20 protein-coding genes are annotated in these 23,945 nt (G+C 72.3%); 11 read left to right on the forward strand and 9 right to left on the reverse strand.

Features of this window, described 5'->3' with window-relative positions:
* Window positions 1-22 precede the first annotated feature (22 nt).
* The gene (locus tag LXT23_RS42900) at window positions 23-1,588 is read right to left on the reverse strand and encodes a multiheme c-type cytochrome (RefSeq protein ID WP_253986286.1); all 1,566 of its coding nucleotides are present in this window, start codon (window positions 1,586-1,588) and stop codon (window positions 23-25) included.
* Between the two features lie 5 nt (window positions 1,589-1,593).
* Window positions 1,594-1,977 carry a response regulator gene (locus LXT23_RS42905; protein WP_120202605.1) on the reverse strand — a complete coding sequence of 128 codons (384 nt, stop codon included), beginning with the start codon at window positions 1,975-1,977 and terminating at the stop codon, window positions 1,594-1,596.
* A gap of 182 nt (window positions 1,978-2,159) precedes the next feature.
* Between LXT23_RS42905 and LXT23_RS42910 the strand changes: the two genes are divergently transcribed.
* The 6 genes from LXT23_RS42910 to LXT23_RS42935 all read left to right on the forward strand — a co-directional run bounded on the left by LXT23_RS42910 (window position 2,160) and on the right by LXT23_RS42935 (window position 8,064).
* Window positions 2,160-3,803: a mechanosensitive ion channel family protein gene (locus LXT23_RS42910; RefSeq protein ID WP_253986287.1), complete on the forward strand. Its 1,644-nt coding sequence runs from the start codon at window positions 2,160-2,162 to the stop codon at window positions 3,801-3,803.
* Window positions 3,804-3,939: 136 nt separating this feature from the next.
* Window positions 3,940-4,506, forward strand: coding sequence for a hypothetical protein (locus tag LXT23_RS42915; protein WP_253986288.1), 567 nt, complete (start codon window positions 3,940-3,942; stop codon window positions 4,504-4,506).
* Between the two features lie 12 nt (window positions 4,507-4,518).
* Entirely contained in the window at window positions 4,519-5,349 is an 831-nt protein-coding gene (locus LXT23_RS42920) for a hypothetical protein (RefSeq protein ID WP_253986289.1), read from the forward strand.
* 13 nt (window positions 5,350-5,362) lie between these two features.
* Window positions 5,363-5,971 (forward strand): penicillin-binding protein activator LpoB, encoded by a 609-nt coding sequence (gene lpoB / locus LXT23_RS42925; protein ID WP_253986290.1) that lies wholly within the window; start codon window positions 5,363-5,365, stop codon window positions 5,969-5,971.
* A gap of 37 nt (window positions 5,972-6,008) precedes the next feature.
* Window positions 6,009-7,262 (forward strand): COG3014 family protein, encoded by a 1,254-nt coding sequence (locus LXT23_RS42930; RefSeq protein ID WP_253986291.1) that lies wholly within the window; start codon window positions 6,009-6,011, stop codon window positions 7,260-7,262.
* A gap of 22 nt (window positions 7,263-7,284) precedes the next feature.
* Entirely contained in the window at window positions 7,285-8,064 is a 780-nt protein-coding gene (locus LXT23_RS42935) for a ZIP family metal transporter (RefSeq protein ID WP_253986292.1), read from the forward strand.
* Between the two features lie 7 nt (window positions 8,065-8,071).
* Here LXT23_RS42935 and LXT23_RS42940 read toward each other — a convergent pair whose 3' ends face one another.
* Genes LXT23_RS42940 through LXT23_RS42950 form a run of 3 tightly spaced genes read right to left on the reverse strand, consistent with a single transcriptional unit; the run spans window position 8,072 to window position 12,123 of the window.
* Window positions 8,072-9,112, reverse strand: a complete 1,041-nt coding sequence (locus LXT23_RS42940) for a polyprenyl synthetase family protein (RefSeq protein ID WP_253986293.1) — start codon at window positions 9,110-9,112, stop codon at window positions 8,072-8,074.
* A 13-nt stretch (window positions 9,113-9,125) separates the two neighbouring features.
* Window positions 9,126-9,971, reverse strand: coding sequence for a hypothetical protein (locus LXT23_RS42945; protein ID WP_253986294.1), 846 nt, complete (start codon window positions 9,969-9,971; stop codon window positions 9,126-9,128).
* Window positions 9,958-12,123 carry an NAD(P)-binding protein gene (locus tag LXT23_RS42950; RefSeq protein WP_253986295.1) on the reverse strand — a complete coding sequence of 722 codons (2,166 nt, stop codon included), beginning with the start codon at window positions 12,121-12,123 and terminating at the stop codon, window positions 9,958-9,960. Before LXT23_RS42950 ends, LXT23_RS42945 begins: the two co-directional genes overlap by 14 nt.
* A gap of 225 nt (window positions 12,124-12,348) precedes the next feature.
* Here LXT23_RS42950 and LXT23_RS42955 point away from each other — a divergent pair, with 225 nt between their 5' ends.
* The 3 genes from LXT23_RS42955 to LXT23_RS42965 all read left to right on the forward strand — a co-directional run bounded on the left by LXT23_RS42955 (window position 12,349) and on the right by LXT23_RS42965 (window position 18,555).
* Window positions 12,349-13,629, forward strand: coding sequence for a hypothetical protein (locus LXT23_RS42955; protein WP_253986296.1), 1,281 nt, complete (start codon window positions 12,349-12,351; stop codon window positions 13,627-13,629).
* The gene (locus LXT23_RS42960) at window positions 13,622-14,281 is read left to right on the forward strand and encodes a hypothetical protein (RefSeq protein ID WP_253986297.1); all 660 of its coding nucleotides are present in this window, start codon (window positions 13,622-13,624) and stop codon (window positions 14,279-14,281) included. The genes LXT23_RS42955 and LXT23_RS42960 overlap by 8 nt, the downstream gene beginning before the upstream one ends.
* Window positions 14,282-14,409: 128 nt before the next feature.
* Window positions 14,410-18,555: a protein kinase domain-containing protein gene (locus tag LXT23_RS42965; protein ID WP_253986298.1), complete on the forward strand. Its 4,146-nt coding sequence runs from the start codon at window positions 14,410-14,412 to the stop codon at window positions 18,553-18,555.
* Window positions 18,556-18,565: 10 nt separating this feature from the next.
* Here the strand turns inward: LXT23_RS42965 and LXT23_RS42970 are convergent, their stop codons facing one another.
* Window positions 18,566-18,952, reverse strand: coding sequence for a response regulator (locus LXT23_RS42970; RefSeq protein WP_253986299.1), 387 nt, complete (start codon window positions 18,950-18,952; stop codon window positions 18,566-18,568).
* A 175-nt stretch (window positions 18,953-19,127) separates the two neighbouring features.
* Here LXT23_RS42970 and LXT23_RS42975 point away from each other — a divergent pair, with 175 nt between their 5' ends.
* Both LXT23_RS42975 and LXT23_RS42980 read left to right on the forward strand, forming a co-directional pair.
* Entirely contained in the window at window positions 19,128-19,766 is a 639-nt protein-coding gene (locus tag LXT23_RS42975) for an RNA polymerase sigma factor (protein WP_253986300.1), read from the forward strand.
* A 56-nt stretch (window positions 19,767-19,822) separates the two neighbouring features.
* A complete protein-coding gene (locus tag LXT23_RS42980; protein WP_253986301.1) occupies window positions 19,823-20,614 on the forward strand; it encodes a class I SAM-dependent methyltransferase in 792 nt (263 codons plus the stop codon).
* Window positions 20,615-20,617: 3 nt separating this feature from the next.
* On the opposite strand, the gene LXT23_RS42985 is transcribed toward LXT23_RS42980, so the two are convergent.
* The 3 genes from LXT23_RS42985 to LXT23_RS42995 are packed head-to-tail and all read right to left on the reverse strand — an operon-like array spanning window position 20,618 to window position 23,930.
* On the reverse strand, window positions 20,618-21,961 hold the full coding sequence (locus LXT23_RS42985; RefSeq protein WP_253986302.1) for a TfuA-like protein: 1,344 nt from the start codon (window positions 21,959-21,961) through the stop codon (window positions 20,618-20,620).
* Window positions 21,958-23,214 (reverse strand): YcaO-like family protein, encoded by a 1,257-nt coding sequence (locus tag LXT23_RS42990; RefSeq protein ID WP_253986303.1) that lies wholly within the window; start codon window positions 23,212-23,214, stop codon window positions 21,958-21,960. The genes LXT23_RS42985 and LXT23_RS42990 overlap by 4 nt, the downstream gene beginning before the upstream one ends.
* Window positions 23,214-23,930 (reverse strand): hypothetical protein, encoded by a 717-nt coding sequence (locus tag LXT23_RS42995; RefSeq protein WP_253986304.1) that lies wholly within the window; start codon window positions 23,928-23,930, stop codon window positions 23,214-23,216. Before LXT23_RS42995 ends, LXT23_RS42990 begins: the two co-directional genes overlap by 1 nt.
* Window positions 23,931-23,945 lie beyond the last annotated feature (15 nt).

Here is a 23,945-nt window from a genome sequence, read left to right on the forward strand (position 1 = left end):
GGGGCAGGCGTCCAGGCGAGGACTACGGCTTCGCGGGCTTTTCCACGGACGCCGGCTTCCCGTGCCCCGGCCCCAGGATTCGCGGCAGGTAGGTCGCGAAGTCGAAGTGGGGGGAGTTCTCCGGGTTGTGGCAGGTGACGCACAGGGCCTCGCCCGGCGAGGCGATGATGTTGTCCTTCTCCGGTGCGTCCGCGTGCAGCGAGCCCGGGCCGTGGCAGCCCTCACAGCCCACGTCCTCGCGGCCGGCCACCTTGTCCAGGCGGCACACGCCCCCGGGCTGCTCCCAGCCCGTCACGTGGCAGCTGGTGCAGTTGAGGTGGAACTGCTTGCCCATCCCCTCCAGCGTCTCCCACGCGTGGGAGTGCTTTGTCTTCTCCCACTGGGGAAAGGCCTCTTCGTGGCAGGTGCGGCAGGGCTCGTTGCCCACGAAGGCCGCCTGGCCCTTGGCGGGGGCGGGGCAGTCCTGCCCGTGCTCCTTCGCCCAGGCCAGGTTCATCTTCCCCACGTCCCCGTCATAGGCCGCCACCAGGGCCTGCGCGTCCGGGTGCGAGGGCAGGCTGGACTCCAGCGGGACGAAGCGCAGGGTGAAGCCGTTGACGCCCTCCGTGGTGGGTGGCGGGGCCGACAGCAGCGCCTGCTTGCGGGCCACCAGCTCGTCGCGCTTGCCCTGCTTGAGCGCCTTCAGCTTCGGGTCCACACCGGGGAGGTTGATTTCCTTGTCCAGCAGCGCCAGCCGCTGGTCCAGCGCGGCCGCCTCGCGGTCCAGGTCCGCCTGGCCCTTCTGCAGCGTGAAGGCGCCCTTCTGGGGCGCGTAGCCCAGGTCCACGCGCAACAGCGAGCGCCCCTTGCTCTGCAGGGCCACCACCGGCACGCCCGCGCGCACCAGCTTGTTCTGCTCGCCGCTGAACTCCGACGCGGTGCGGGTGGCCACCACCACGTCCGCGGCCAGCCCCGGGCGCTCCACCGCGGCCTGCGCGGCCTCCAGCGTGGCGTCCAGGAGGGCCACCACGAAGTCCGCCCCTTCCGAGCGGGCCCGCGCGCTGGCCTCCACCAGCTGCTCCGGTGTGTCCGCCGCCACCACGCCCACCTTCCGGGCGCCGGCGGGCAGCAGCTTCACCGTGCCGGGGGGCAGCTCCGGCAGGCCGAGCCCCTGGCGGAAGGCCTCGCCCCGGGTGTCATCCAGCGGGCCGGTGGCGCGCACGGCCAGCCCCATCAGCCGCATGGCGTCCGACAGGGCCTTGGCCTTGCGCTCCTCCTGGGGGACCTGGCCGGGCCTGAGCTCGGACTCGCCGAAGAGGCTGTTGCCGCCATCCACATAGAGGACGGGCAGGGGGCCCTTGCGCGCCTCCAGCACCTGGGCGGCGGCGCGGGCGATGCCGCCGCGCATGTTCTCGCTGCAGCCGCACGGGCCCAGGTAGCCCCGCGTGTCCGCGGAGACGAAGAGCACGGCGCCCGGAGCGTCGGTGGCGGTGGAGGAGGGGGACGGGGGCGTGCCCGCCTCGGCCTGCGGTGCAGGCGGGGCGGAGTCCTTGCGCATGCACCCGGCGAGCGACGCGCCGAGCAGCGCGGCGACGAGGACGGGGCGCATGGGGTTCACCAGAGGATGCTCTGCACCAGCTCGTCTATCTTCTCGCCCATCGCCTCCAGGCCGTTCACCTTGGAGAGCGAGCCGTCGGCGCCCACCTGCTCGGCCAGCTTGGACAGCTCGTCGTCCGGGAGGCTGGAGAACAGGACGATGGGGATGTCCTGCGTGCCGTACTCGTTCTTGAGCGTCCGGCAGATGTCGGTGCCCTTCGCCTCGGGCATGTGGATGTCGGTGAGGATGAGGTCCGGCCGCCAGCTCTGGAGTGTCTTTTCGAACTCCATGAGCGTCGACGTGGCGACGACTTCGTAGCCCCGCGCCTCGAGCACCGCCTTCTCCATGGCGAGCGTGATTTCGCTGTCGTCAATCAGGAGGATTCTTCGCTTCTCGGACACGGCGACCTTCCTTGGAGCCGTTTCTATCCTACCCCCATCCGTGGCACCAACGGTTTCCCATCCCCTGAGATGGGCCCGCATGCTCCCACCTCCGGCTGTCCACCGTCGCACGCTCGCCCGGCCGTGGGGCGGGCCCGACTTCGTGCGCGCAAGACAGCCGAAACACAGTATGGAAGAGGGTCATGATGCACCGTGACAGTTGGGGCCTGAGGGCCCTCGTCCTCGTCTGGAGCGTCCTCTGGAGCCTGCCGGCCGCCGCGCTCAACGCCGGCCTGGGGACGCCTCCTCCCACCGTGGACCGGCAGACGCCGCACGCCGCCGTCCAGGGCTTCCTGTCCGCGGCCCACCGGGGGGACTACGCCCTGGCCGCCCACTACCTGGACCTGGACTTCATCCCCCGGGCCGAGCAGGCGGAGCGCGGCCCCCAGCTCGCCCGCCGGCTCAAGTTCGTCCTGGACCGCAAGCTGGCGCTGGATTTGTCCTCGCTGAGCAAGGCCGCCGAGGGAGACCCGGCCGGCTCCCGGACGCAGCAGCTGGGCACCATCCCCCTGGAGGGCGCCAGCGTCGCGGTCCGCCTGCAGCGGGTGACAGCGGACGGCGCGCTGGTGTGGGTCATCAGCGAGTCCACCGTGAGGCGCGTCGACCCGCTCTTCGAGGAGTACGGCCCCCGCGTGGCGGAGTGGCTGCCCCCCGTCTTCTTCGAGGACACGGTGCTGGGGCTGGAGCCCTGGCAGTGGCTGGGCCTGCTGGTGACGCTGCTGGGCAGCCTGGGGCTGGCGGTGCTGCTGGAGCGGATGGTGCTGGCCTTCGCCCTGCGGCTGGCGCGCTGGACGCGCATCAGCTGGGACGACGACATGGTGGCCGCGGGCCGGGGGCCGCTGCTGCTGGTGGCCTTCGCGGCGCTGCTGGTGGTGGGCACCTGGTTCCTGCGCCTGCCGCGCCCCGCGCAGGAGTTCTTCAGCGGGGTGGGCTACTCGCTGAGCGTCGTCTCCCTGGCCTGGTTCATCCTGCGCTTCCTCCGGGTGTCCGCCGCCTTCGTGCAGAACCGCGTGGCCTCGGGGATGAAGGACTCCTCGCGCGCACGCAGCGTGAGCACCCAGTTGGTGGTGCTGCGCGCCATCTTCGAGGTGGCCACCTACGTCATCGCCGCCGCCCTGCTGCTCATCCAGTTCGACGTGGTGCGCAACGTGGGCGTGTCGCTGCTGGCCTCCGCCGGTATCGCCGGCCTCGTGCTCGGCCTCGCGGCGCAGAAGTCCATCTCCACGCTGCTGGCCGGCATCCAGCTGTCGATTACGCAGCCCATCCGCATCGGCGACCAGGTGGTGGTGGAGAACGAGTTCGGCACCGTGGAGGAAATCACCCTCACCTACGTGGTGCTGCGCGTGTGGGACCAGCGCCGCATGGTCATCCCCATCACCCAGTTCCTCGACAAGCCCTTCCAGAACTGGAGCAAGGGCAACGCGGAGATGCTCGGCGCCGTCACCCTCCAGGTGGACTACTTCACCGACATCAACGCCCTGCGCGCCGAGCTGACGCGCATCCTCGAGGGCGAGGGCAAGGAGCTGTGGGACCGGCGCGTGGGGAGCGTCGTCGTGCTCGAGGTGATGGACCGCACCCTCACCGTGCGCGCCCTGGTGAGCGTGGCCAACTCGGAGAAGCTCTTCGATTTGCGCGCCCTGGTGCGCGAGCGGATGGTGGAGTTCCTCCGGGCCCATCCGCAGTGGCTGCCCATCACCCGCACGGAGGCCCGCCAGGTGCCGCAGCCTCCTCCTCCGTCGGACGGGGGGCAGACGCCCGCCGCCCCACCGGCGCCTCCCAGGGCCTGAGAGGTCGGGAAATCTGGAAGGATGAAGGGGAAGGTCTCAGGAGTCCTTGCCTGCCGGGAAGGGCTCTTGAATATTCAGCGCGCCGCGGCGTCAGAGCGGACGAATTTCGCACCTACTGCTCGGGGGAGTCTTCGAGATGAAGCGTCATGCCAGGTTGTGCGGGGCCGCTGTGCTGCTGGCCGCCGCGGTGCCACTGACCGCCGGGGCGCAGGAGCGCGGCCGCACGGATGGGCCCGAGGAGTCCGAGTACGGCAAGGGCGGGTATGCGGACCCGGGCGGGCGGGGCGTGTCGCTCCAGCTCGACTGGGGCGCGGCCATCCACTCCGAGGAGCCGCCCCGGGGCGCGCCCGAGGGCCCGCCGCTGTACGTGGGCGCCACCCTGTCGCTGTGGGGAGACGACTGGTACATGCTCGACGTGAGCGCCGCCTACATCTTCGACGGCGGCCGCTTCGTGGGCATGGTGGGCCCGCGCTTCCGCACGTGGGGCTGGCCCATCGCCTTCACCGCCGGCCTCAAGGCGGGCGCCATCGTCATCCCCGAGGGAGAGGGCCTGCGCTTCGGCATCTCCCCGCAGCTGGGCGCCGAGTTCCTCCTGGGTGACGAGGACAACATCATCCTCGGCCTCAACTACACGCCGGACATCCCCATTGGCGGTGGTGGCGTGACGCACCGCCTGGGCATGGGCGTCGGTTACAAGTTCTAGAGAGGGGTCACCATGATTGCGCAGGTACTTGCCGCCGCCCTGGCGCTGACCGCCAGCCAGGCGCCCGTCTCGGTTCCCGCCACGCGCGGAAGCCCACAGGTCTCCCTGCCGTTCCCCTCCGGGAACGTGCAGACGTACAACATCATCCAGTGGGACCCCAACCAGCTGCCGCGCATCTACGAGCGCTCGGACCAGCTGCCGCTCACCGACGCGGAGCTGACCAAGCTGTCCCAGGCCGGCTTCGAGCCCGCGGACCTCGTGAAGATGATCGAGGAGCGCCGCTGCGCCTGCGACGCCAGCGCGGACGGCCTCATCAAGCTGAAGAAGGCCGGCGTGGACAAGGCGGTGCTGGCGGCCGTCTCGCGGCACGGGCTGGCGCCCAACCGCGCGCTCGACCTGCTGGTGACGCTGGACTTCACCGGGGAGAGCCGGACGGCCCGCGAGGCGTTCCTCTACTTCTTCGTGGACGACGGCGACATCACCCGCGTCTTCACCGCCAACATCCCGGAGCTGCTCCAGCGCCGCAACCGCCACGAGACGATGGTGGACCGCAGCGACATCCTGGTGGCGCGCACCGTGCGCCGCGTGCAGCTGGCCGGCAAGGTGGATTTGAAGACGTACGGCCCGCACCGGGTGCTGGTGGCCGCCAGCGCCAGCCCCACGCTGACGCACCCCTCCCAGCTCACCGAGCAGGAGCGGGCCAAGGCCCAGACGTACACCTTCGACTATCCGCGCAGCTCGCTGCAGAGCCTCTGCCGTCTGACGGCCGGCTACCGCCGCGACGCCGTGCTCACCTACAAGTGGAACTTCGAAGGCAGCCGCTTCGAATGCGAATGGAACTAGGAGTCACCGCACCATGAACCCCCGCCGACTGCTTCTGTCCGCCTGCCTCGTCGCCACGCTCGCCGCGTGCGGAGGTCCTCGCGCCTATACGCGCGGGACGTACGAGGACCCCAACACCATCGAGATGCTGTCGGACCGCTTCAACGAGAACGACCTGCAGCTCATCGCCAAGAAGATGGCGGAGTCGCTGGCCGCCTCGCCGCGCTTCGCGCAGGCCCGTCCGGATGGCTCGCTGCCCATCGTCCTGGTGGGCAAGCTGAAGAACAGCACCTCCGAGCACGTCGACATGCGCTCGCTGGGCGACAAGATTCAGACGGCGCTCGCCCAGACGGGCCGCTTCGCGCTGGTGGACCAGGCCGCGCGCCAGGACATCGCCGAGGAGTACGAGTACCAGCAGTCCGGCTACGTGGACCCCAACGCCGCCAAGGGCCCGGGGCAGCAGACGTCGGTGGACTTCCTGATGACGGGCGACCTCGCCTCCATCATCCAGGAGGTCGGCAACGACAAGCTCGTCTACTACAAGATGACGGCCAAGCTGAGCAACGTGAAGACCGGCCTCATCGAGTGGACGGACGAGAAGCAGATCCGCAAGAAGTTCGAGAAGCGCAGCGTCGGCTGGTAGCAGGCTGACGGTGTCCGCTCCGCGAAGGTCCTCCTCCATGGCTTCCTCCCCACCCCGCCCGGCGCGACTGACCGGGTGGGGCGGGCTCGCGCTCGCGAGCCTGCTCCTCCTGTCTGGCTGCGCCGGTGACTACGTGGCGCGTACGCGAGGCGTGCGCGCGGCGTACCAGTCCGAGAACTACCCGGACGCGCTGGAAGCGCTGGACTCGGCCGCGAAGGAGGGCGTGGAGAAGGACCGGCTGCTGGTCCTGCTGGACAAGGGCATGGTGCTGCACGCCGCCCGGAAGTGGGCGGAGAGCAACGCCGTGCTGGAGGAGGCCGAGAAGCTGGCCGACCAGCTCGACGCCGTGTCCGTCTCCGAGGAGGCCGGGGCGCTCGTCACCAACGAGCGCCAGCGCGCGTACCGGGGGGAGGACTTCGAGAAGCTGATGATCTCCGTCATCCAGGCGCTCAACTACGCCGAGCTGGGCGAGGCCGAGAGCGCGATGGTGGAGGTGCGCCAGGTCAACGAGCGCCTGGAGAAGATGGTCGTCGACGAGAAGAAGCCGTACCAGCAGCTCGCCGTCGCGCGCTACCTGGCCGGCGTCATCCGCGAGGACCAGCGGGACTGGGACTCGGCGTACATCGACTACGCGAAGGCGTACGAGCTGGAGCCGCACCTGGGCGACCTGGTGGAGCCCCTGCTGCGGCTGGCGAAGCTGGCGGGCCGGGACGACGCCTACGCCGACCTGAAGGCGAAGCACCCGGGCGTGCCGCACGAGCCCCTGGCGCCGGGCGACGGGCAGCTCGTGGTGGTGGTGGAGGCGGGCCTGTCCCCGGAGAAGCAGCGCGCCTCCCAGTCGTACGGTGACGGCGGGGACCTCATCGAGGTGCCCGTGTACCGGGACCGGGGCAGCGCGCCGCTGGTGACGGTGGGAGTGGGGCCGCAAGAGCAGCGGGCGGTGACGGTGACGTCACTGGCGGCGGTGGCGCGCATCCACCTGGACAACCGCATTGGCGGGATGCTGGCCAAGCAACTGGCGGGCGTGGCGGTGAAGGCGGGCGTGGCCGCGGGCGTGGGCGCCCTGACGAAGAGCGAGGAGGTGGGCGCGCTCGCCTTCCTCCTCCTGAATGCGACGAACGCGCCAGACCTGCGCTCCTGGCTTTCGCTGCCGGCGGAGTTCCAGGTGGCGCGCTTCCGGGTGCCGGCGGGCAGTCACACGGTGCGTGTGGAGGCCCGGGGCCGGACGACGGAGCACGTGGTGGACGTGAAGCCCGGGCGGGTGGGACTGATGGTGGTGCGGCGCTACTGAGCGGGGTAGGGTGCGCGCCCTCATGTCGTCGGTCCCGGCCGCAGTGGCCCTGTACTCATTCATCATCGTCCTGGGCTCCCTGCTGGGCGCGGTGGCGGTGGTGTGGAACGAGCGGCCCACGCAGCTGGTGCGCTTCCTGGCCTTCGCGGCGGGGGTGATGCTGGGCGCGGCCTTCTTCCACATGCTGCCCGAGGCGTACTCCGGAGGCGGCTGGTGGGCCTTCGCGCTGGTGCCCGCGGGCTTCGTCTTCATCCTGGTGCTGGAGCGCTACCTGGTGGCGCACGCGGGCGAGGATTTGCCCGGCGACCACATGTCCGGCACCGGAAGGCCGGCGCAGCCCGGGCAGGTGATTGGGCTCACCGCGTTCCTGGGGCTGTCCACGCACACGCTGTTCGACGGGATTGCGCTGGGCTCGGCGGTGGAGGAGGGCGTGGGCGCCATGGCGCTCTTGGCCATCGTCTCGCACAAGGTGCCCTCGGCGCTGTCGCTGGCATCCATCCTCAAGACGGAGGGGCGCTCGCGGGGCTCCATCCTGCTGCTGGCGACGCTGTACGGGCTGATGGTGCCGGCGGGCGCGGCGCTCTACTTCCTCTTCGACGCCGTGCTCCAGTTCGAGAGCCTCGCCGCCAAGGCGCTGGCCTTCTCCGCGGGCACGTTCCTCTACATCGCGGTGTCGGACCTGCTGCCGCACGTGCACCGGCACGGCAAGGACCACCCGGGGCGCAACGTGCTGGCGCTCTTCTTCGGCCTGCTGCTGATGTTCATGCTCGCGCGGTGGATGGGACACCCCGCGGGGCACTGAGCGGGGCTCAGGTCCGCTCGATGCTCCACGTGGGCAGCGCCTCCAGGAAGCGCTTGTCGCGCGAGTCGGGCATGCCGGCGTAGGCGACGGAGAACTCGTGGAGGGCCGCCCCCGCGAGGCCATGCGCCACGCGGCGCGCGTGCTCGAGGGAGCCGTGCCGCTCCATCCGTCCGCGCACCCAGCGCAGCTCCGCCTCCGTGCGCTCGGCCCGGGGCGCCGCGAGCAGGCGCGAGAGGCGGGCGCGCTCGCCGGCGGGGAGGGCGCCGAGCAGGTGGATGAGCATCAGCGTGCGCTTGCCCTCGCGGAGGTCTCCGTTGAGCTCCTTGCCGTAGCGGGCTTCGTCGCCCACGAGATTGAGCAGGTCGTCCTGTATCTGGAACGCGGCGCCGACGAAGAAGCCGAAGCGCAGGAAGCGCTCCAGGTCCACGGTGCCGCGTGTGCCGACGAGGGCGCCGATGCGCAGCGGGTAGATGCTCGTGTACCAGCACGTCTTCTTCAGCACCATGCGCAGGTAGTCGGCCTCGCCCAGGTCGGTGGCGTTGTGCTGGCGCCAGGCGAGCTCCAGCGCCTGGCCTTCCACGGACTCGCGGGCCATGCGCTGTGCCTCCTCCAGCACGCGCAGCGTGAGGTGGGGCCCCAGGCGCGCCACGTCGTCGAGGAGGGGCCGCAGGCTCAGCACCGCCAGCGCGTCCCCCACGTTGACGGCCACGGGCACGCCATGGAGCTGGTGCAGCGTGGGGCGGCCCCGGCGCTCCTCGCTCTCGTCCTCCACGTCGTCGTGGACGAGGAAGGCGTTGTGGAGCAGCTCCAGCGCGACGGCGGGGCCCAGCGCCTCCTCGGGCCGGGCGCCGAAGGCACTGGCCGCCGCGAGGCAGAGGCTGGCGCGCAGGGCCCGGCCGCCCCGCTCCGGGTAGTCCGCGACGAGCGTCTGGAGGGGCGCCTCATGGGGATGGGCGTCACGCAGGTACTGGCGCATGCGGGCTCGCGCGGCATCGCCGTACTCGGCGAGCAGCTCGCGGACGAGCAGGGCCTGGGGCAGGGGGCGCATGGAGGGCTTGCGCTCAGCGCGGCGCGAGTCGCACGTACACCGTGCCCTGGGGAAGTCCCGTGCGGGCGTCCACCACGACACCGCTGTAGGTGCCCGGCGGGTGGCCCTCCGGAATCCGCAGCCGCACGACGACGCGCGCCTCGTCTGGAATCCACTCCAGGCTCACGTGGGTCAGCGGTGGAGCGTCCGGCCCCGTGGCGCACAGGGCGTGGACGCGGAGGGGGAGCCCGGCGGCGCGCGGGCGCAGCTCGACGGAGACCTCGAAGCGTGGGCCCGACTCCAGCTCGACGGTGAAGGTGCCAGGCGTAGCCACCGGAGCGGGGGTGGGGGCGGTGCTCGCCACGGGAGGACTCGGGGCTTCCGGGGGCGGAGCCCGCGCGGGTGCCGCTCCCACGACGAACGGGCCCGCCGCTCCCGAAGCCGGTGGACGCGGGGCCGCGCTCGGCCGGGCGGCACCGCCCATCAGCTCCAGCCACACGCGCGCGAAGTCGGAAGCGCTCTGGAACATCAGCGACATGCGCTGCTGCAGCTCGTCCTCGCGAGGCATGCCGCCCAGGTACGGCGCCCACACCTTGCGCGCCGCCTCCTGGCCCTGCCGCAGGTATTCCTCGATGACCCGGTACCCCTGCTCCACGCCGCGGGCCACGGGGTCCTCCGGGGAAGGGCTCTCCGCTGGCGGCGGCGGGGCGTCAGGGGGAGGCGTGCGCGGCTCGAAGGGGCCTCGCACGCCGAACCGCCCTGGATAGCCGAAGGCCGTCCACCAGTCGCGGATGGGCTGCGTGCGCGCCGGGTCCTCCTTCTTCACTCGCTCCTCGGTCTCCATGCACGCTCCCTCGAGCTCCTGCTCACGGGTGGTCATACCCGGCGATGTCCTCCAGCCGCGGCGCGCCCGAGATGGCATGCGCCGCCAGCCGCCCCGACATCACCGCGGACTCCACACAGCCCAGGTTGAAGCCACAGTCCGTCCAGTCCCCCGCGACGGTGAGGTTGTCGTAGGTGTTGTCGAGCGGGGAGATGCGGAAGCGCGGGCTCCCCGGCAGGCACAGCGTGTAGCGGTCCGAGGGGCCCACGTTCGCCGTCCAGTACTGCGAGGCGAAGCGCTCCTCGCCCGCCGGGTCCGGAGGCCTGCTGTCCACGGGCTCGCTCGGGTCCATCAGCAGCTCCCACCGGAAGTCGCCATCCGCGCGCCGGGCGAGCGGCCAGAGGTGGGCCACATGCTCCCGCAGGAAGCGCACGCAGTTGCGCCGCACCCGCTCGTGCTGCTCGGCCGGGAAGGCGGGACGCGCCTGCTCGGCATCCGGCGCCTCCGGCAGCACGCTGCAGAAGTAGGAGATGGAGCGCGGCGTCCGGGGCCAGCCCTCCTCGTCAGCCACGGACGTCATGTCCGCCCAGGTGTCGAAGGGCGTGACGAAGCCGGAGAGGTTGCAGGGCCCGTGGTGCCAGCCCAGCTCCTTCATGCCCGCGCTCATCCAGAGCTGGAACGCCTGCGTCGGCACCGTCCGCACGTGCTCCACCATCGCGCACCAGCGCGGGTCCTCCTTCAGCAGGCTCTCGCAGGTGTGGCGCACCGCCCCGCCCCCCACCGCGAGCACGGCGAGGTCGAAGTCCTCGCCCACGCGCAGCGTCCGCGTGCCCACCTTGCGCTCGTCCCAGTGTGACTCGGGCTTCCACCCCTCGCGCTCCAGCCGCTCCCCGTCCACGAGCTGTCGCCAGTCCGGCCGCGAGGGCCAGCAGGGCAGCCCCCGCACGTCCACCAGCGGCTGGTACTCCCCGCCGCCGCGCACCTCCGCCTGCACGTCGAAGTCGAGCGCTTCGACGTACGGGTGCACGCCCTCCGCGAGCCGTGCCCGCTCCACCGGCCGCACGTCTCGCAGGCGGTGGAAGAAGGCGAAGCGGACGCCCCGCCGCTTCAGCACCTCGTAGTAGGGCGCGAAGACGACGTCGCCCATGCCCGCGCGCAGCTTCCAGAAGAACGCGCCCCGGTAGGCGAAGAAGGCCCGGAAGCTGCCGCGCAGGGCCTGGCCGGCGGCGATGCGGGGCCGCTCCGGCTCGCCGCGCTCGTAGGCGAAGGCGAGGTCATAGAGCGCCCGCACGAAGGCGCCGTTGAGGGCGCGCTCGGAGGCGCCGTTGAGCCGCAGCCACTCGCGGCAGTCGTAGTCGTCGATGGCATCCAGGCCGCGCGGCTCGGTCAGCAGCCGGAAGCGGAGGGCGCCGCGCACCATGGCCAGCACCAGGTCGGCAATCTCCCAGAGGCGGCGTGACTCGTCGTCCGTCTCCACGCGCCCTTCGAGCTGCGCGAACAGCGACGCCCCGAGCGCGTCCACCAGCCCCAGCAGCAGGCCCTCCGGCGGACGCCCCACCGCGCCCAGCGCCGCCTGCAGCAGCCGCAGCGCCTCGCCCGCCGCCGCGAGCGTGGCCAGCCCGCCGTACTTGAGGAGGCGCGAGATGGCCTCGCGCAGCGGCTCGGCCGCCGTCGCGCTCCAGTGGGGCGGAACTGCCTCGGCGGCCTCCGGGCCGGACACCTTCACCGTGGCCAGCAGCGTGCGCACCAGGTCGAGGCAGCGGGCCAGGTAGTCCGCCAGCGTGAAGCGCGGGAGCCCGCTGTGTGAATCACCGGGCAGCCCCTCGAAGGGGGGCAGGTGGACGGTCCACGGCAGCCAGTGGCCCCTCGGCGACCAGTCCGTGGCCCCGAGGAAGTGCGCCGGGGTGAAGGCGTCCTTCCAGGTCGCGATGCGGCACGTGGCGGGGTCGCGGTCCAGCTCCGCATAGCACTCGCGCAGCAGCCGGAAGGCGTTCTCGTAGGAGCCCATCCACAAGTGGAGCCCGTGCTCCTCGATGCGGTCCGCCGGCCCGCGGCCCGAGGCGCCCTTGCCTCCGAGCCGCCAGCCGAGCTGGTACACGGTGACGTGGTAGCGGCCCTGGTGCTCCGGGCGCGTCAGCTCGAAGGCGGTGGTGAGGCCCGCACAGCCACCGCCGACGATGGCGACTTCGATGGGGCGCGTGCGCTTCATGCAGCCCGCATTGCTAGGCGCATGGCACGCCGCCAGGAATCCGCCGTGCAGCGTGGGTCTCTGTCCGCGGCAGGACCTCGCTCCTCCACTGGGGGGAGGCTTGCGGGAAGGCGCCCGCTCCAGGTGAGCGCCTCAGTTGCGCGGGCGCGGGCAGGTCCCAGCTTGAGGAGTCGGGAGCGCGGCCCTGGAGCGCCGGGTAGACCGTGCGAGGGAGGTGTCAGGCGCATGGAGTGGCGAGCCGCCGACAGGTCCGGGGAGTCGACGCCGGAGGAGCAGCACCGGGCCCGCTACCGCTCCGGCCTGCTCTCGGTGCTCCTGCACACCGAAGCCCTCCTCTCCCCCGTCGTCGGCACCCTCGTGAGCCGCCTGCCGCTCGAAGTCCGGCCGATGCCGCTGCAGCAGGCCATCGAGAGCCTGAGCGCCCCGCCTCCGACGACGCCGGGCGCCAAGGCGGTGGACCTCCAGGAGGTCTACACGCGGGCACAGAACCTGGCCGGGCTGCTCATGCTCGAAAGCTCCCTCTCCCGGCGCACCCCGCCGAAGGAGCGCAGCCGCCTCCAGGCGCATGTCGGTACGTTGCTCGGAGCCAGGCGCCTGGAGGACATCCTCAAGGACCTCAAGAAGGTCCCCTGGTCCAGCCAGGTCTCCAACGATGCCTTCACGCGTGCCTTCTACGGGCTCCCCCAGCTGCGGGGGGGCCAGCCCGCGGTGATAGACCCGCGCACCGCCCCGTCCGCGCCAGCACCCGACTTCGTCGAGGTGGAGGACATCCCCGGCGGCGTGGTTCCACAGGCGGAGACGGAGTTCGACCCGGAGACGCTGACGACGCGGGTGACCGTCACCGCGACCACGGCCATCTCCGACATGGACGAGCTCCGTGACCTGGTGGAGCCCCAGAACTGGACGCGCTCCATGTTCTGGGAGGAGTCCTACCGCGTGAAGCGGTCCGGGTTCGGCTTCATCCCGGTCTCCAACGATTCGGCGCACTCGTGGCAGAGCTACCTGTACGAGCACGTCGTGTGGAACTGGAACGACGTCGCCCTGTCCCGGTTCAAGAACTACCTGCGCGTCAACTTCAAGACGGAGAAGCTCGGCATCTTCATGCGCTTCGGGCTCCACTCCTGCTGGCGCAGCCGGTTGCTGGGGGTGGAGCTGCCCGGTGGCATCGATGCCGACAATGGCTACCTGAACGCCATCCGCACGCCGGTGGCCTTGCCCCCGAAGCGCGAAGCCAGCGCGAGGGCGCAGCTGCCGCCGCCGGGCTTCACCGTCGTCACCTCCAAGGTCCTCCGCTTCTCGGAGGTGGCGGAGCGGAGCACGCCCTTCCAGGGTGTGCCCGGCACCGGGATGCTCCTGTCCCTGCTGACGCCGGCCCTGCTCACGTTGTGGATGCGCGAGCTGATGATGGGCCTCTACCGCACGGAGCAGAGGCGCAAGGGCATCACCCCGGAGCAGGCCGGGGACGGGGAGGGCGCGCGCCCTCGAGGAGAGCTGCGTCATGCGTGAGCCACGGGATACGACCCGGCCCCCGGGCATGGAGTCCTTCGCCGGCCTCCCGGCGGTGGACTTCTGGAATGCCCTGATGGGAGCCACCTTCGGCGTGTTGCAGGAGCAGCTCCTGGACTGGGTCCGGCTCTCGGAGCGGGGGATGGAGGGCAAGCTCCCCTTCGAGGAGCTCATGGCCAGCTCCACCCGGTCCTGGCTGCGGTGGCTCTCCCTGTCCTCGTTCCCGTTCGAGTGGGCAACGCGCTCTACCGGGCGGCTGCCCACCGTGGCGTTCGTCATCGACACGGTCCAGGAGGCGGCGCGGCCCATCCGCGTCACGACACCCGCCATCCTCCAGGACGCCGAGCTGGTGGCCTCCGACCTGGTGCGGGTGGGGGGCGCGTCGCAGGACACGCCGGGCGGACCCCCCCCGGTGGTCTCCCTCGCCAGATGTGTCGCGGCCGAGCTGCTGCAGGACGGGCGCACGCTGGAGGTCCGGCTCGTCGACCTGAGCGCGGCGAAAATCGTCCCCGGGCTCTACGCCGGCATGGTCTACGGCCGAGGCAAGAGCCAGGTCGAGCGCGCCTTCCAGCCGCTCGCGCTCGTGCTGCTGATGGCCGCCTTCAAGGGGCAGCGCCACCCCAACGTGGACCTCGGCGGCGCGCCGCCCTGAGCGGCCTTCGCCCGGTGGCCCGCCTGCCCTGGTCGCCGCGTCACATCCACGCCTGCCCGCCCCTATCCAACGAGCAGTCTGGAGCCGTCTCCGGACGCCGAGCTGGAGACGCGCGGACAGGAGATGCGATGAGTGGACCGACCCGCGACGCGGGCGCGGCTTCCAACCTGAACGAAGAGCTGGAGCCGGAGGACACCTTCCCGGGAGAGGCCACGCTCGAGGGCGGTGGCCAGGGCGGTCCGCTGCCCGCCCTGGGAGAGCGGCTGGGGGGGCCGGACGGCGACCGGTACGAGGTCGTCCGGCTGCTGGGCAGCGGAGGCATGGGCCGCGTCTTCAGCGCCCTGGACCGGGTGCTGCGGCGTCCGGTGGCGCTCAAGTTCCTCTTTCCTCGCAAGGGGCTCACCACGCCCGAGCTGCTCACGGGCCTGCGCGACGAGGCGCGGGCCGTGGCCCGGCTGGACCACGAGAACATCCTGCGCATCCACGACGTGACCGAGTGGGAGACCTCCGTCACCCTCGACGGGAAGCGGGTGCCGCTGAAGGTGCCCTTCCTCGTGATGGAGCACCTGGAGGGAGAGTCCCTGCACACGCTGCTGCGGCGGGAGCGGCCGGGGCTGCTGCGCGCGCTCGACCTGATGGCGGACGTGGCGGCGGGGCTCGCGCACGCGCACGAGCGGCACCTCGTCCACCGGGACCTCAAGCCGGGCAATGTCTTCGTGCTGCGCGATGGCAGGGCGAAGCTCCTCGACTTCGGCCTCGCGCGGACGGTGACGCAGACGGCGTCCGGCGACACGGCCCTGGCGGGAGGCACGCCCGCGTACATGGCCCCGGAGCAGTGGCGGGGCGAGCCGCACGATGCGCGCGCGGACGTGTGGTCCGCCGGGGTCCTTTTCTACGAGCTGCTCACCGGAGCGCACCCGCTGCCGAAGCTGCGCGTCCGGGAGCTGCGCGCCCGGCTCCTCTCCGTGGAGCCCCTGCCGTCGCCGCGCGAGCGCCGTCCCGAGCTCCCCCGGGAGCTGGAGCGACTGCTGGCGTCCGTCCTGTCCAAGGACCCGAGGCAGCGTCCCGCCGGAGGCGCCGAGCTGGCCGCGCGCCTGCGGGTGCTGCGCGAGGAGCTGGCGCCCGACGCGCCCCGGGACTCGCGGTCCGGGCGGGCGGGACAGCGGCTGGTGTCGCTCGTGTCCTGCCAGCTGCTGTTCACTCCGGGCAACGCCGGACGGATGGACGCGGAGGACGGCACCGAGGCGGTGGCCGCCTTCCACCATGGCTGCGCGCGCATCGTCCACCACCATGGAGGCGCCATCACCGCCGCCGTGGGCACGGAGGTGCTGGCGTGCTTCGGCCACCCGGTGACGCGCGAGGACGACGCGGAGCGCGCCGTGCATGCGGCGCTGCAGCTGGTCCAGGCGCTGCCGGCGGAGGCGCCGCGCTCGGGGGACTTCTCGGTGAGGGTGGGCGTGCACACGGACCGCGTGGCCATGGCCGAGTCCCTGCCCACCCACGCGGGCGCGGGGCCGGCCATCCATGGCGAGGCCCCCGGCGTCGCCGCCCGGCTGTCCGCCCTCGCCGAGCCGGGCATGGTGCTGCTCAGCGAGGGCACTCACGCGCTCGTGCGCGGCGTCGTCCAGAGCCGCTCCCTCGGCCGGCGGACCTTCGCGGGGCTGTCGGGCACGTCGTGGGTCGAGGTGCATCAGGTCCTCCAGGCGCGTCCCGACGTGAGCCGCTTCGACCGGGCGCTGGTGGTGGGCGCGCTGACGCCCCTGGTGGGCCGGGAGCGCGAGCTGGAGCAGCTCACCCTCTTCCGGGACCAGGTGCTGGTGGGCCAGGGCGCGCTGGTGTTGCTGCGCGGTGAGGCCGGCATCGGCAAGTCCCGGCTCCTCCAGGAGCTGCATGACCGGGAGCCTCCCGGCACGAGCACCTGGCTGCGGTGCCAGTGCTGGCTGCGCGACGCGGCCAGCGCCTTCCATCCGCTCCTGTGCTGGCTGCAGCGCGACTTCGGCTTCGCCGCCGACGACCCGCAGGCGGCGAAGACGCGGAAGCTGGAGCAGCGGCTGGAGGCGCTCGGCATGTCGCCGTCTCATCGGGACGCGCTCATGTCGCTGTTCCGGCTGCCCCTCGACGAGGGCTCGAGCTTCCTCCACCTCTCGCCGGAGCTCCAGCGCGCGGCGGTGCTCGAGGCGCTGGTGGCCTTCGTCCACCACGAGGCCGGGCGGCGGCCCCTGGTCCTGGTGATGGAGGACGTGCACTGGGCGGACCCGTCCACCCTCCAGTTCCTGGGGGTGCTGCTGGACCGGCTCGCGGACACGCGCACGTGCGCGCTGCTCACCTGTCGCGCCGGCTTCAAGCATTCCTGGACGGGCCGGCCGGGCTTCCACGAGCTGGAGCTGGAGCCGCTGTCGCAGGAGGCCAGCGCGCTCATGGTGCGGCAGGTGCCGGGAAGCCAGGCGCTGGACGCGGAGACGGTGTCCCGGGTGGTGCGGGGCGCGGACGGCGTGCCCCTCTACGTGGAGGAGCTGACCCGGGTGGCGCTGGGGCAGGAGACGGCCGATGCCGCGGCTCCCCCCCGGGGCCCGCTCCAACTGCCGGCCTCCCTGCACGCGCTGTTGCTGGCCCGGCTGGACCAGCTCACGCCCCGGCAGCGCGCGCAGGCCCAGCTCGCGGCCACGCTGGGGCGGGAGTTCAGCTACGACATGCTGCGCGCCGTCTCCTTCCTCCGAGAGGAGGACCTGCTGCCGGAGCTGGCGGGGCTGGAGCGGGCCGGGCTGCTCTTCCGGCAGGGGGAGCCTCCCTTCACCCTGTACACCTTCAAGCACGCCCTGGTGCAGGAAGCCGCATACCAGTCCCTGCTGCGCAGCACCCGGCAGCGCTACCACGCCCGCATCGTCGAGGTGGTGGGCTCGCACTTCCCGGAGGTGGTGGAGGAGCAGCCGGAGGTGCTGGCCCAGCACGCCGCCCTCGCGGGCCTGGCGGAGCAGGCCGTGGAGCACTGGCGGCACGCCGGGCAGCTCGCCGGGGCGCGCTCCGCCATCCAGGAGGCCATCGGCCACTACACGCGCGCCCTCGAGCAGCTCTCGCTGCTGCCCGCCTCGCCGGAGCGGGACCCGCTCGAGATTGCCCTGTGCGGCGAGCTGGGCCAGGCCCTCGTCTCCGCGAAGGGCTTCGCGGCGCCGGAGGTGCAGGCCATCTACGCCCGGGCCCGCGCGCTGTGCGACCCCGGGGGCGACGTCCCCCTGCCCGTGCTCTGGGGCCTGTGGAACGCCGCCTTCGTGGGCGGTGACCGCGAGGGGGCGGACCAGTTCGCCGCGCTCTTCCGCCGAAGGCTCGACCCGCATGGGGAGCTGGAGACGGGCCTGGTGCTCCACAGCGGGCTGTCCGTCTGGTCCATGTGGCGGGGCGCCTACGCCGACGGCCGGAGGCATGGCCTGGAGGTGGAGCGCCTGCTGGAACGGCCCGAGGGGCAGGTGCTGCTGTCGAAGCTGCTCAACGGCAACTGCACGGGCTACCTCGCGGTGCAGCTCATCTACGCGCACCTGAGCGTGGCGCTCTGCGAGATGGTGCTCGGACACGCCGGCCAGGCCCGCGAGCGCTACACGGCGGCGCTCGCGCTCGCGGAGACGATGCGCCACCCGTATGTGCTCGCGACGTCGCTCATGTTCGGGGCGACCCTCGCGCTCGAGGCGGGAGACGCCCGCGCGGCCCGGGACTGCTCGGAGCGGGCGCTGGCCCTGAGCGCGACGAACGGCTTCCTCTTCGTGCTGGCCGACAGCTACTGCATCCAGGGCTGGGCCCTCGCGCACCTCGGTGAGCCGGACCGGAGCGTCTGCCTCGCACGCGAGGGCGTGAGGCTGTTCCGCGCCACGGGCGCCCGGCTCCTGTTCGGCGCCTCCCTCTCGTGCCTGGCCCAGGCCTGCCTCAGCGCCGGACAGCTCGACGAAGGGCTGGCCGCCACCCGGGAAGGGCTGTCACACGTGGACACCGCCGGGGCCCGCTACTCCCAGGCCACGCTGCTGCGCCTCCAGGCGGAGCTCCTGTACGCGCGAGGAGACGTCGGAGCGGCGCGCGCTTCCTTCGAGGCGGCGCTGGCCGAGGCGCGCGGCAATGGCGCGAAGCTGCACGAGCTTCGGGCCGCCCTGGGGCTGGCGCGGCTGCTGCGGGCCACGGGGGAGGTGCACGGGGTGCGCCCGCTGCTGGAGGGGCTCTGCGACTCGCTCCCGGAGGCCCAGGGGCTCAGTGACGTTCAGGCCGCCCGGACCCTGCTGGCCTCGCTCGGATGAGCCCACCGGCTCACGCCGCCGAGGTCAGCGACGGCGACGGCCCCGGGGGTTTCAGGGCGAGACTGCGGGCCACCTGGGCCTCGAACTCCGCCAGCAGGCCCGTCTTGCGCAGGAAGACCGCGCCCGGCGGCGTCACCACGGCATCCATGCTGCTGTGGATGATGACGGGGATGTCGCGCACGCGCGGGTCATCCTGGAGGCAGAGACACAGCTCGAGTCCGTTCATCCGCGGCATCATCAGGTCGGTGATGATGAGGTCCGGGCGGAGCTGCGGGGCCATGCGCAGGGCTTCCTCGCCATTCACCGCGGTCGCGACGACCAGACCCAGGTCTTCCAGGACCAGGGTGTAGAGGTCGAGGAGCGAAGGCTCATCGTCGACAAGCAGCACGGTATTCATGGAGTCCCTCGAAGCAGGTGGCGGCCCCGCGCCGCCGTTCAAACAGATGGGTCCTCCAGGATGGAGATGTGAACGTGGCCACGTGTCCGCGGCCCACGCCTGGCCGCGGCGTCACGCGCTCCCGCCCCCGACTCACTCTCCATGAATGAACCCGATGGGGAAGGAGGGGGAGCCGATGCGAGCCTCTACGAGGGCCGCCATTCCACCCGGAGAGCGCGAGGTGCTGGAGCAGCGGATTCGTCACGCCTGCGCGCGCGGCGAGGTGGGCGAGGCCGTCGCGCTGGCGCTGGAGGGCTACGGCCCGGAGATTCACCGGCTGCTGGAGAGCATCCTCCGGGACCTGGACCGGGCGCGGGACGCCTACTGCGACTTCAGCGAGAGCCTGCTGAGGGACCTGCCAGCCTTCCGCTGGGAGAGCTCCTTCCGGACCTGGGCCTACTGCGTGGCGCGCAACGTGGCCTACCGGCTGGCCGCCTCGTCCTCCCGGCGGGACGGCCAGGAGAGCCTGCGTGTGGTGGAGGAGCTGCCGCACGCCGAGCGCTCGCGCACGAATCCGTGGCTGCGCAGCTCCGTCAAGGAGCGCTTCCGGGGCCTGCGCGAGCAGCTCGCGCCGCACGAGCGGACGATTCTGGAGCTGAGGGTGGACCTGCGGCTGTCCTGGTTGGACATCGCTCGGAGGCTGGCGCCGCCCGGAGGCCCGCCCACGCCGGAGGCGCTGCACCGCAAGTCGGCCGTCCTGCGCCAGCAGTTCCGGAGCCTCAAGCAGCGGCTGCGGGAGCTGGCCGACGAGGAGCGACTGCTCTCCACCGGCTGACGTCGCGTCCTATTGCTTGGCTTTCCTCGCGGGGGACTGGAGGATGCGCGCCCCCGATGGAAAAACGCACGGACTGGTACGAGCACCCCGAGTACTACGAGGCCATCTTCGGCACCGACACGGTGCGCGAGGCGGACTTCCTCCAGGCGCTCAGCGCGCGCCATGGCACTGGCGGCAGGTTGTGGCTGGAGCCCGCGTGCGGCGCGGGCCGGCTGGTGGAGGAGGCCGCGCGCCGGGGCCTGGAGGTGGTGGGCTACGACATCTCCGAGGCGATGCTCCGCCACGCGCGCAAGCGGCTCACGCCCGCCCAGCGCCGCCGCGTGCGGCTGTCGCAGTCCCGCATGGAGACCTTCTTCGAGCCGTCGCTGGAGGGCCGCGTGGACGTGGCCCACAACCTGGTCTCCACCTTCCGCTACCTGGACAGCGAGGCCGCGGCGCGCGAGCACCTCATCGGCACGCGGCGGCTGCTGAAGCCCGGGGGCATCTACGTGCTCGGCTTCCACCTGACGGACTACGAGCGCTTCAAGCCCGAGCACGAGCGCTGGGTGGGGCAGGTGGGCAAGGACCGGGTGGTCTGCAACACGCACGAGGGCCTGCCGGACCGCCGGCTGCGCCTGTCGCCCATGCGCAACCGGCTGCGAATCACGGGGCCGGGGAAGGACTGGCTCATCGAGACGACGTGGTACTTCCGCACGTACAGCGGGCCTCAGGCCCGGAAGCTGTTCCGGGACGCGGGCCTGCGCGTGGCGGCGGCGTATGACTTCGACTACGACCTCGACTCGCCCGTGGGGCGCGGAAGTCCCCGGCTGGACCGCGTCTTCGTCCTCCAGCCGGACCCGGAGCGGTAGGCGCTACCCGGCCTTCGCCAGCACGTAGCACAGCTCGCGCAGCGCGGCCCGGCGCATGGAGTCCACGTCCGCGAAGCCGCCCTCGCGCGCGGCGCGGCCCAGGGCGTCCGGGACGAGCCGGCCCTGGCGCTCCTCGAAGTACCAGCGCCACAGCATGTCCTCGGTGATGCCCGCGTCCTCGGGCCGGGGCGTCGCCAGCCCGGCCTCCGCGAGGACCTGCTGCTTGTCCCGGGCGCGCTCCAGCAGCGCGCCGTACTCGCCCGTCAGGCGCAGGTGGTCCGCGAGGTGCCGCAGCACATCGGGCTCCAGCAGCGTCTCCACCCAGCGGACATGGGACTCGTCCAGCAGCAGGCGCCCCAGGTCGTCCACCTGCTGCTCCGCCTGCCAGCGCTCGAAGGCGTCAGGTGCCAGGTTGCGCTCGTGTCGCAGCGACTCGGCCGTGGCCTGGAGCTCCTCTTCCGCCGGCTCCCGTCCCAGCCGCCGTGCCTCCTCCACGGCCAGGGCCCGGGCCAGGCCCGCCCGCCGCGCCTCGCCCAGCGAGCCTCGCAGGCGGAGCTCGTCCAGCAGGGCCTCCGGCGCCACGCCCTCCAGGGGCCGGGTGTCATGGCGCAGGGGCAGCCGGCTCGCGCGGCGTCGCGCTTCTTCCCAGGCATCCGTGTGCTGGAAGGGGAAGCGCACGTCCTTCGGTGCCAGTCCGGCCTTCAGCCGGGCCCGCATCGCGCGCAGCAGGGCCAGGGCGTCCTCGCGCTTCGGGTCCACGCGGCCCGAGGGCAGCCAGGCCTGGAGGGCCTTCAGCTCCGGGGAGGGCACGCCCTGCCGGGCGCCGTCCGCCAGCACTCGCGGCCAGGTCCGCTCCACGTAGAAGAGGGACTTGGCCACCCGCTCCAGCGTGGTGCGCGTCTGGGGGCGCACCGTGTTCGCGGCCTGGGCCGCCGCCAGGGTGGCGCGGAAGGTCACCATGGCCTCGGACAGCGGGCGCCAGCCGTCCTCGGCGCTCGCGTGGGCCACCGCCACCTCGTCGTCGTCCTGCAGCTCGCCGCGGTGGAAGGCCTCGAAGACGGTGCCCACGCCTTCCATGCCGAAGGCGGCCAGCTCCGCGGCCCGCAGCGCGCCCATGCTGGAGGCGCCGAAGACGTGGACGCCCTCGGACATGGCCCAGAGGATCTCCTTGTGCCACACCGCCGGCACGTGCTCGAAGAAGCCGTCGATGATGCCGATGGCCAGCGGCCCCTCGCGCGCGGCCCGGTACACGTCGCCCTGCTGGACGGGGGGCAGGTACACCGCCTCCAGCTCCGCGCGGGCCTCCTCGGCACGCAGCGTGGGGCCGGTGAAGATGAACACCTTCATGCTTCGCGCTCCCGCTTCGCCCGCAGGGCCCGGGGGCCCGGCACGTAGCCCGGCGCCTCGTGCGTGGGCTCCAGGCCCGGCACCACCACGCGCACCACCGGCACGTCCAGCTCCGGCTTCGTCAGGTCCACCGCGACCACCTGGGACACCCCCGCCGCCGCCAGCCTTCCGAGCACCTGGCCCAGGTCCTCCTCCAGCGTCGCCCCGTCCTGCGAGGGCGCGTCCTGGAAGCGGCGCGCCGGGGGCTCCTCGCGCAGCCGCGCCCGCAGCCGCTCCGCCGCGACGCCATCCCGGGCCGCCTCGTACGCCTTGCGATGCAGGTCGTCGCGCGCCCCGCTGATGCGCGTCAGCCGGCTCTGCGCCGCCTCCGTCAGCGCGCGCAGCAGCGCCACCTCGCGCGAAGGGTGGCACCCCATGCCGCCGGCCACCGCCACGGGGCGCAGCGGCTCCAGCTCCCGGTCCACGATGGAGCAGGTGAAGGCGGGGACGCCCACGTCGCTCGTCGTCTCCCACACGCCCACGGCCACGCCCGCGCGCGCGTACTTCTCCAGCGCCTCCCGGCACGCCGGGTCATCCACCGTGTCCAGGTCCAACCGGGTGCCGGCCTGCCCCCGCGCCCCCCGCGCGTGCCAGATGGCGGTGGCGTCCCGCTCCACCACCTCACACAGCCCGTGGAGCGTGGCTTCCAGCAGGTGGTTGCCGGAGGCCAGCCCGTTGCTGCTCATCAGGAACGCGCCGCTGCCGGTGGGCAGCGGCACCGTGTAGTCGGTGTGCACCAGGTCGAAGGGCAGCCACACGGCGCTGCCGCTCATCAGGTCCACGCCCTCCACCCACAACATCTTCCAGTTGTCATGGAAGAGGCTCACCGACAGCCGGGGCAGCCCGGCCACGTCCACCACGGCTTCGCGGAAGCGCAGCTCGTTGTACGTGGCCAGCTTCAGCGGGAGTGAGACGTGCTCGGCGTGGTAGCCCTCCACCGACTCCATCAGCCCGGAGGCCTGCGCTGCCTCCAGCGTCAGCCCCTTGCCCTGGGACACGGCCAGCGAGCGCGCGTTGGGCCGCGTCACCATGACCACCGGGATGCCAATGGTGTCCAGGCCGGTGACGTTGGCGATGCGGGTGATGCCCAGGGCCGGCATCAGCCGGCGCACGCGCTCCAGCGTCGCCTGGGGGGACACCACCCGGTGGGTGCCATGGCGGAAGCCCTTGGGCGTGCCGGTGGAGCCTGACGCGGTGGAGGCGGCGTCGCGCATCAGCGCTTCTTGCCCGGGCGCGTGCGGCGGGCGCTCGCGGAGAGGGGCGAGGCGTCCTGGTGCCCCGGCGGCAGCGTCTTGCTGGGCGAGTAGCTCATCAGGATGCTGTTGAGGTTGAGCAGGAAGCAGGTGACGGGCTCCGCGCCCGCCGCCGGGGCCACCTCGCCCGTGCCTTCGCCCTCCGTGGCGCTGGCGCTGTGCGGGATGTTGGCCACCACCGCCTCGTTCTTGAGGAGGGGGAGCACGGCCTTGGAGAGCTTCTTGAGGTCCTTGAGGTCCTTCGGGTCGAAGGACTTCGCCTTCATCCACTTCTTCGTGTGCAGCCAGTAGATGCGCCCGTCCGGCGCGTAGACGAGCAGGTCCGACTCGTCCACCCAGACCTTCGCGCGGGCCTCCAGGTGGGCGGGGAGGGGGCTGTCCTTGACGGGCGTCGCGATGAGCTCGGCGGGGTCGGCGCGCGGCTTTGCGCCCTTCACCACGAACGCCGTGTCGTCGGCGTTGCGGCCGACAATCTTGACCTTGCAGCGCCGGTCCTTCTCTCCGGCCGGCTCGGCGACGGCCTTCAGGTCCACGTACCGCGTCACGTTCTCCGGCTGGTTCGGTGCGTCCCGGGGCACGCCCATCACCGCGAGGTCCGTGGTGAAGCCCTCCAGGACGTTGACGTCGTTGGGCTGGATGAAGAGGTAGACGTACTCCCTGTCACTCTTTGCGACCATGCATTCACCTCGAGG

It is taken from the genome of Pyxidicoccus xibeiensis (assembly GCF_024198175.1).
GTDB classification, from domain to species: domain Bacteria; phylum Myxococcota; class Myxococcia; order Myxococcales; family Myxococcaceae; genus Myxococcus; species Myxococcus xibeiensis.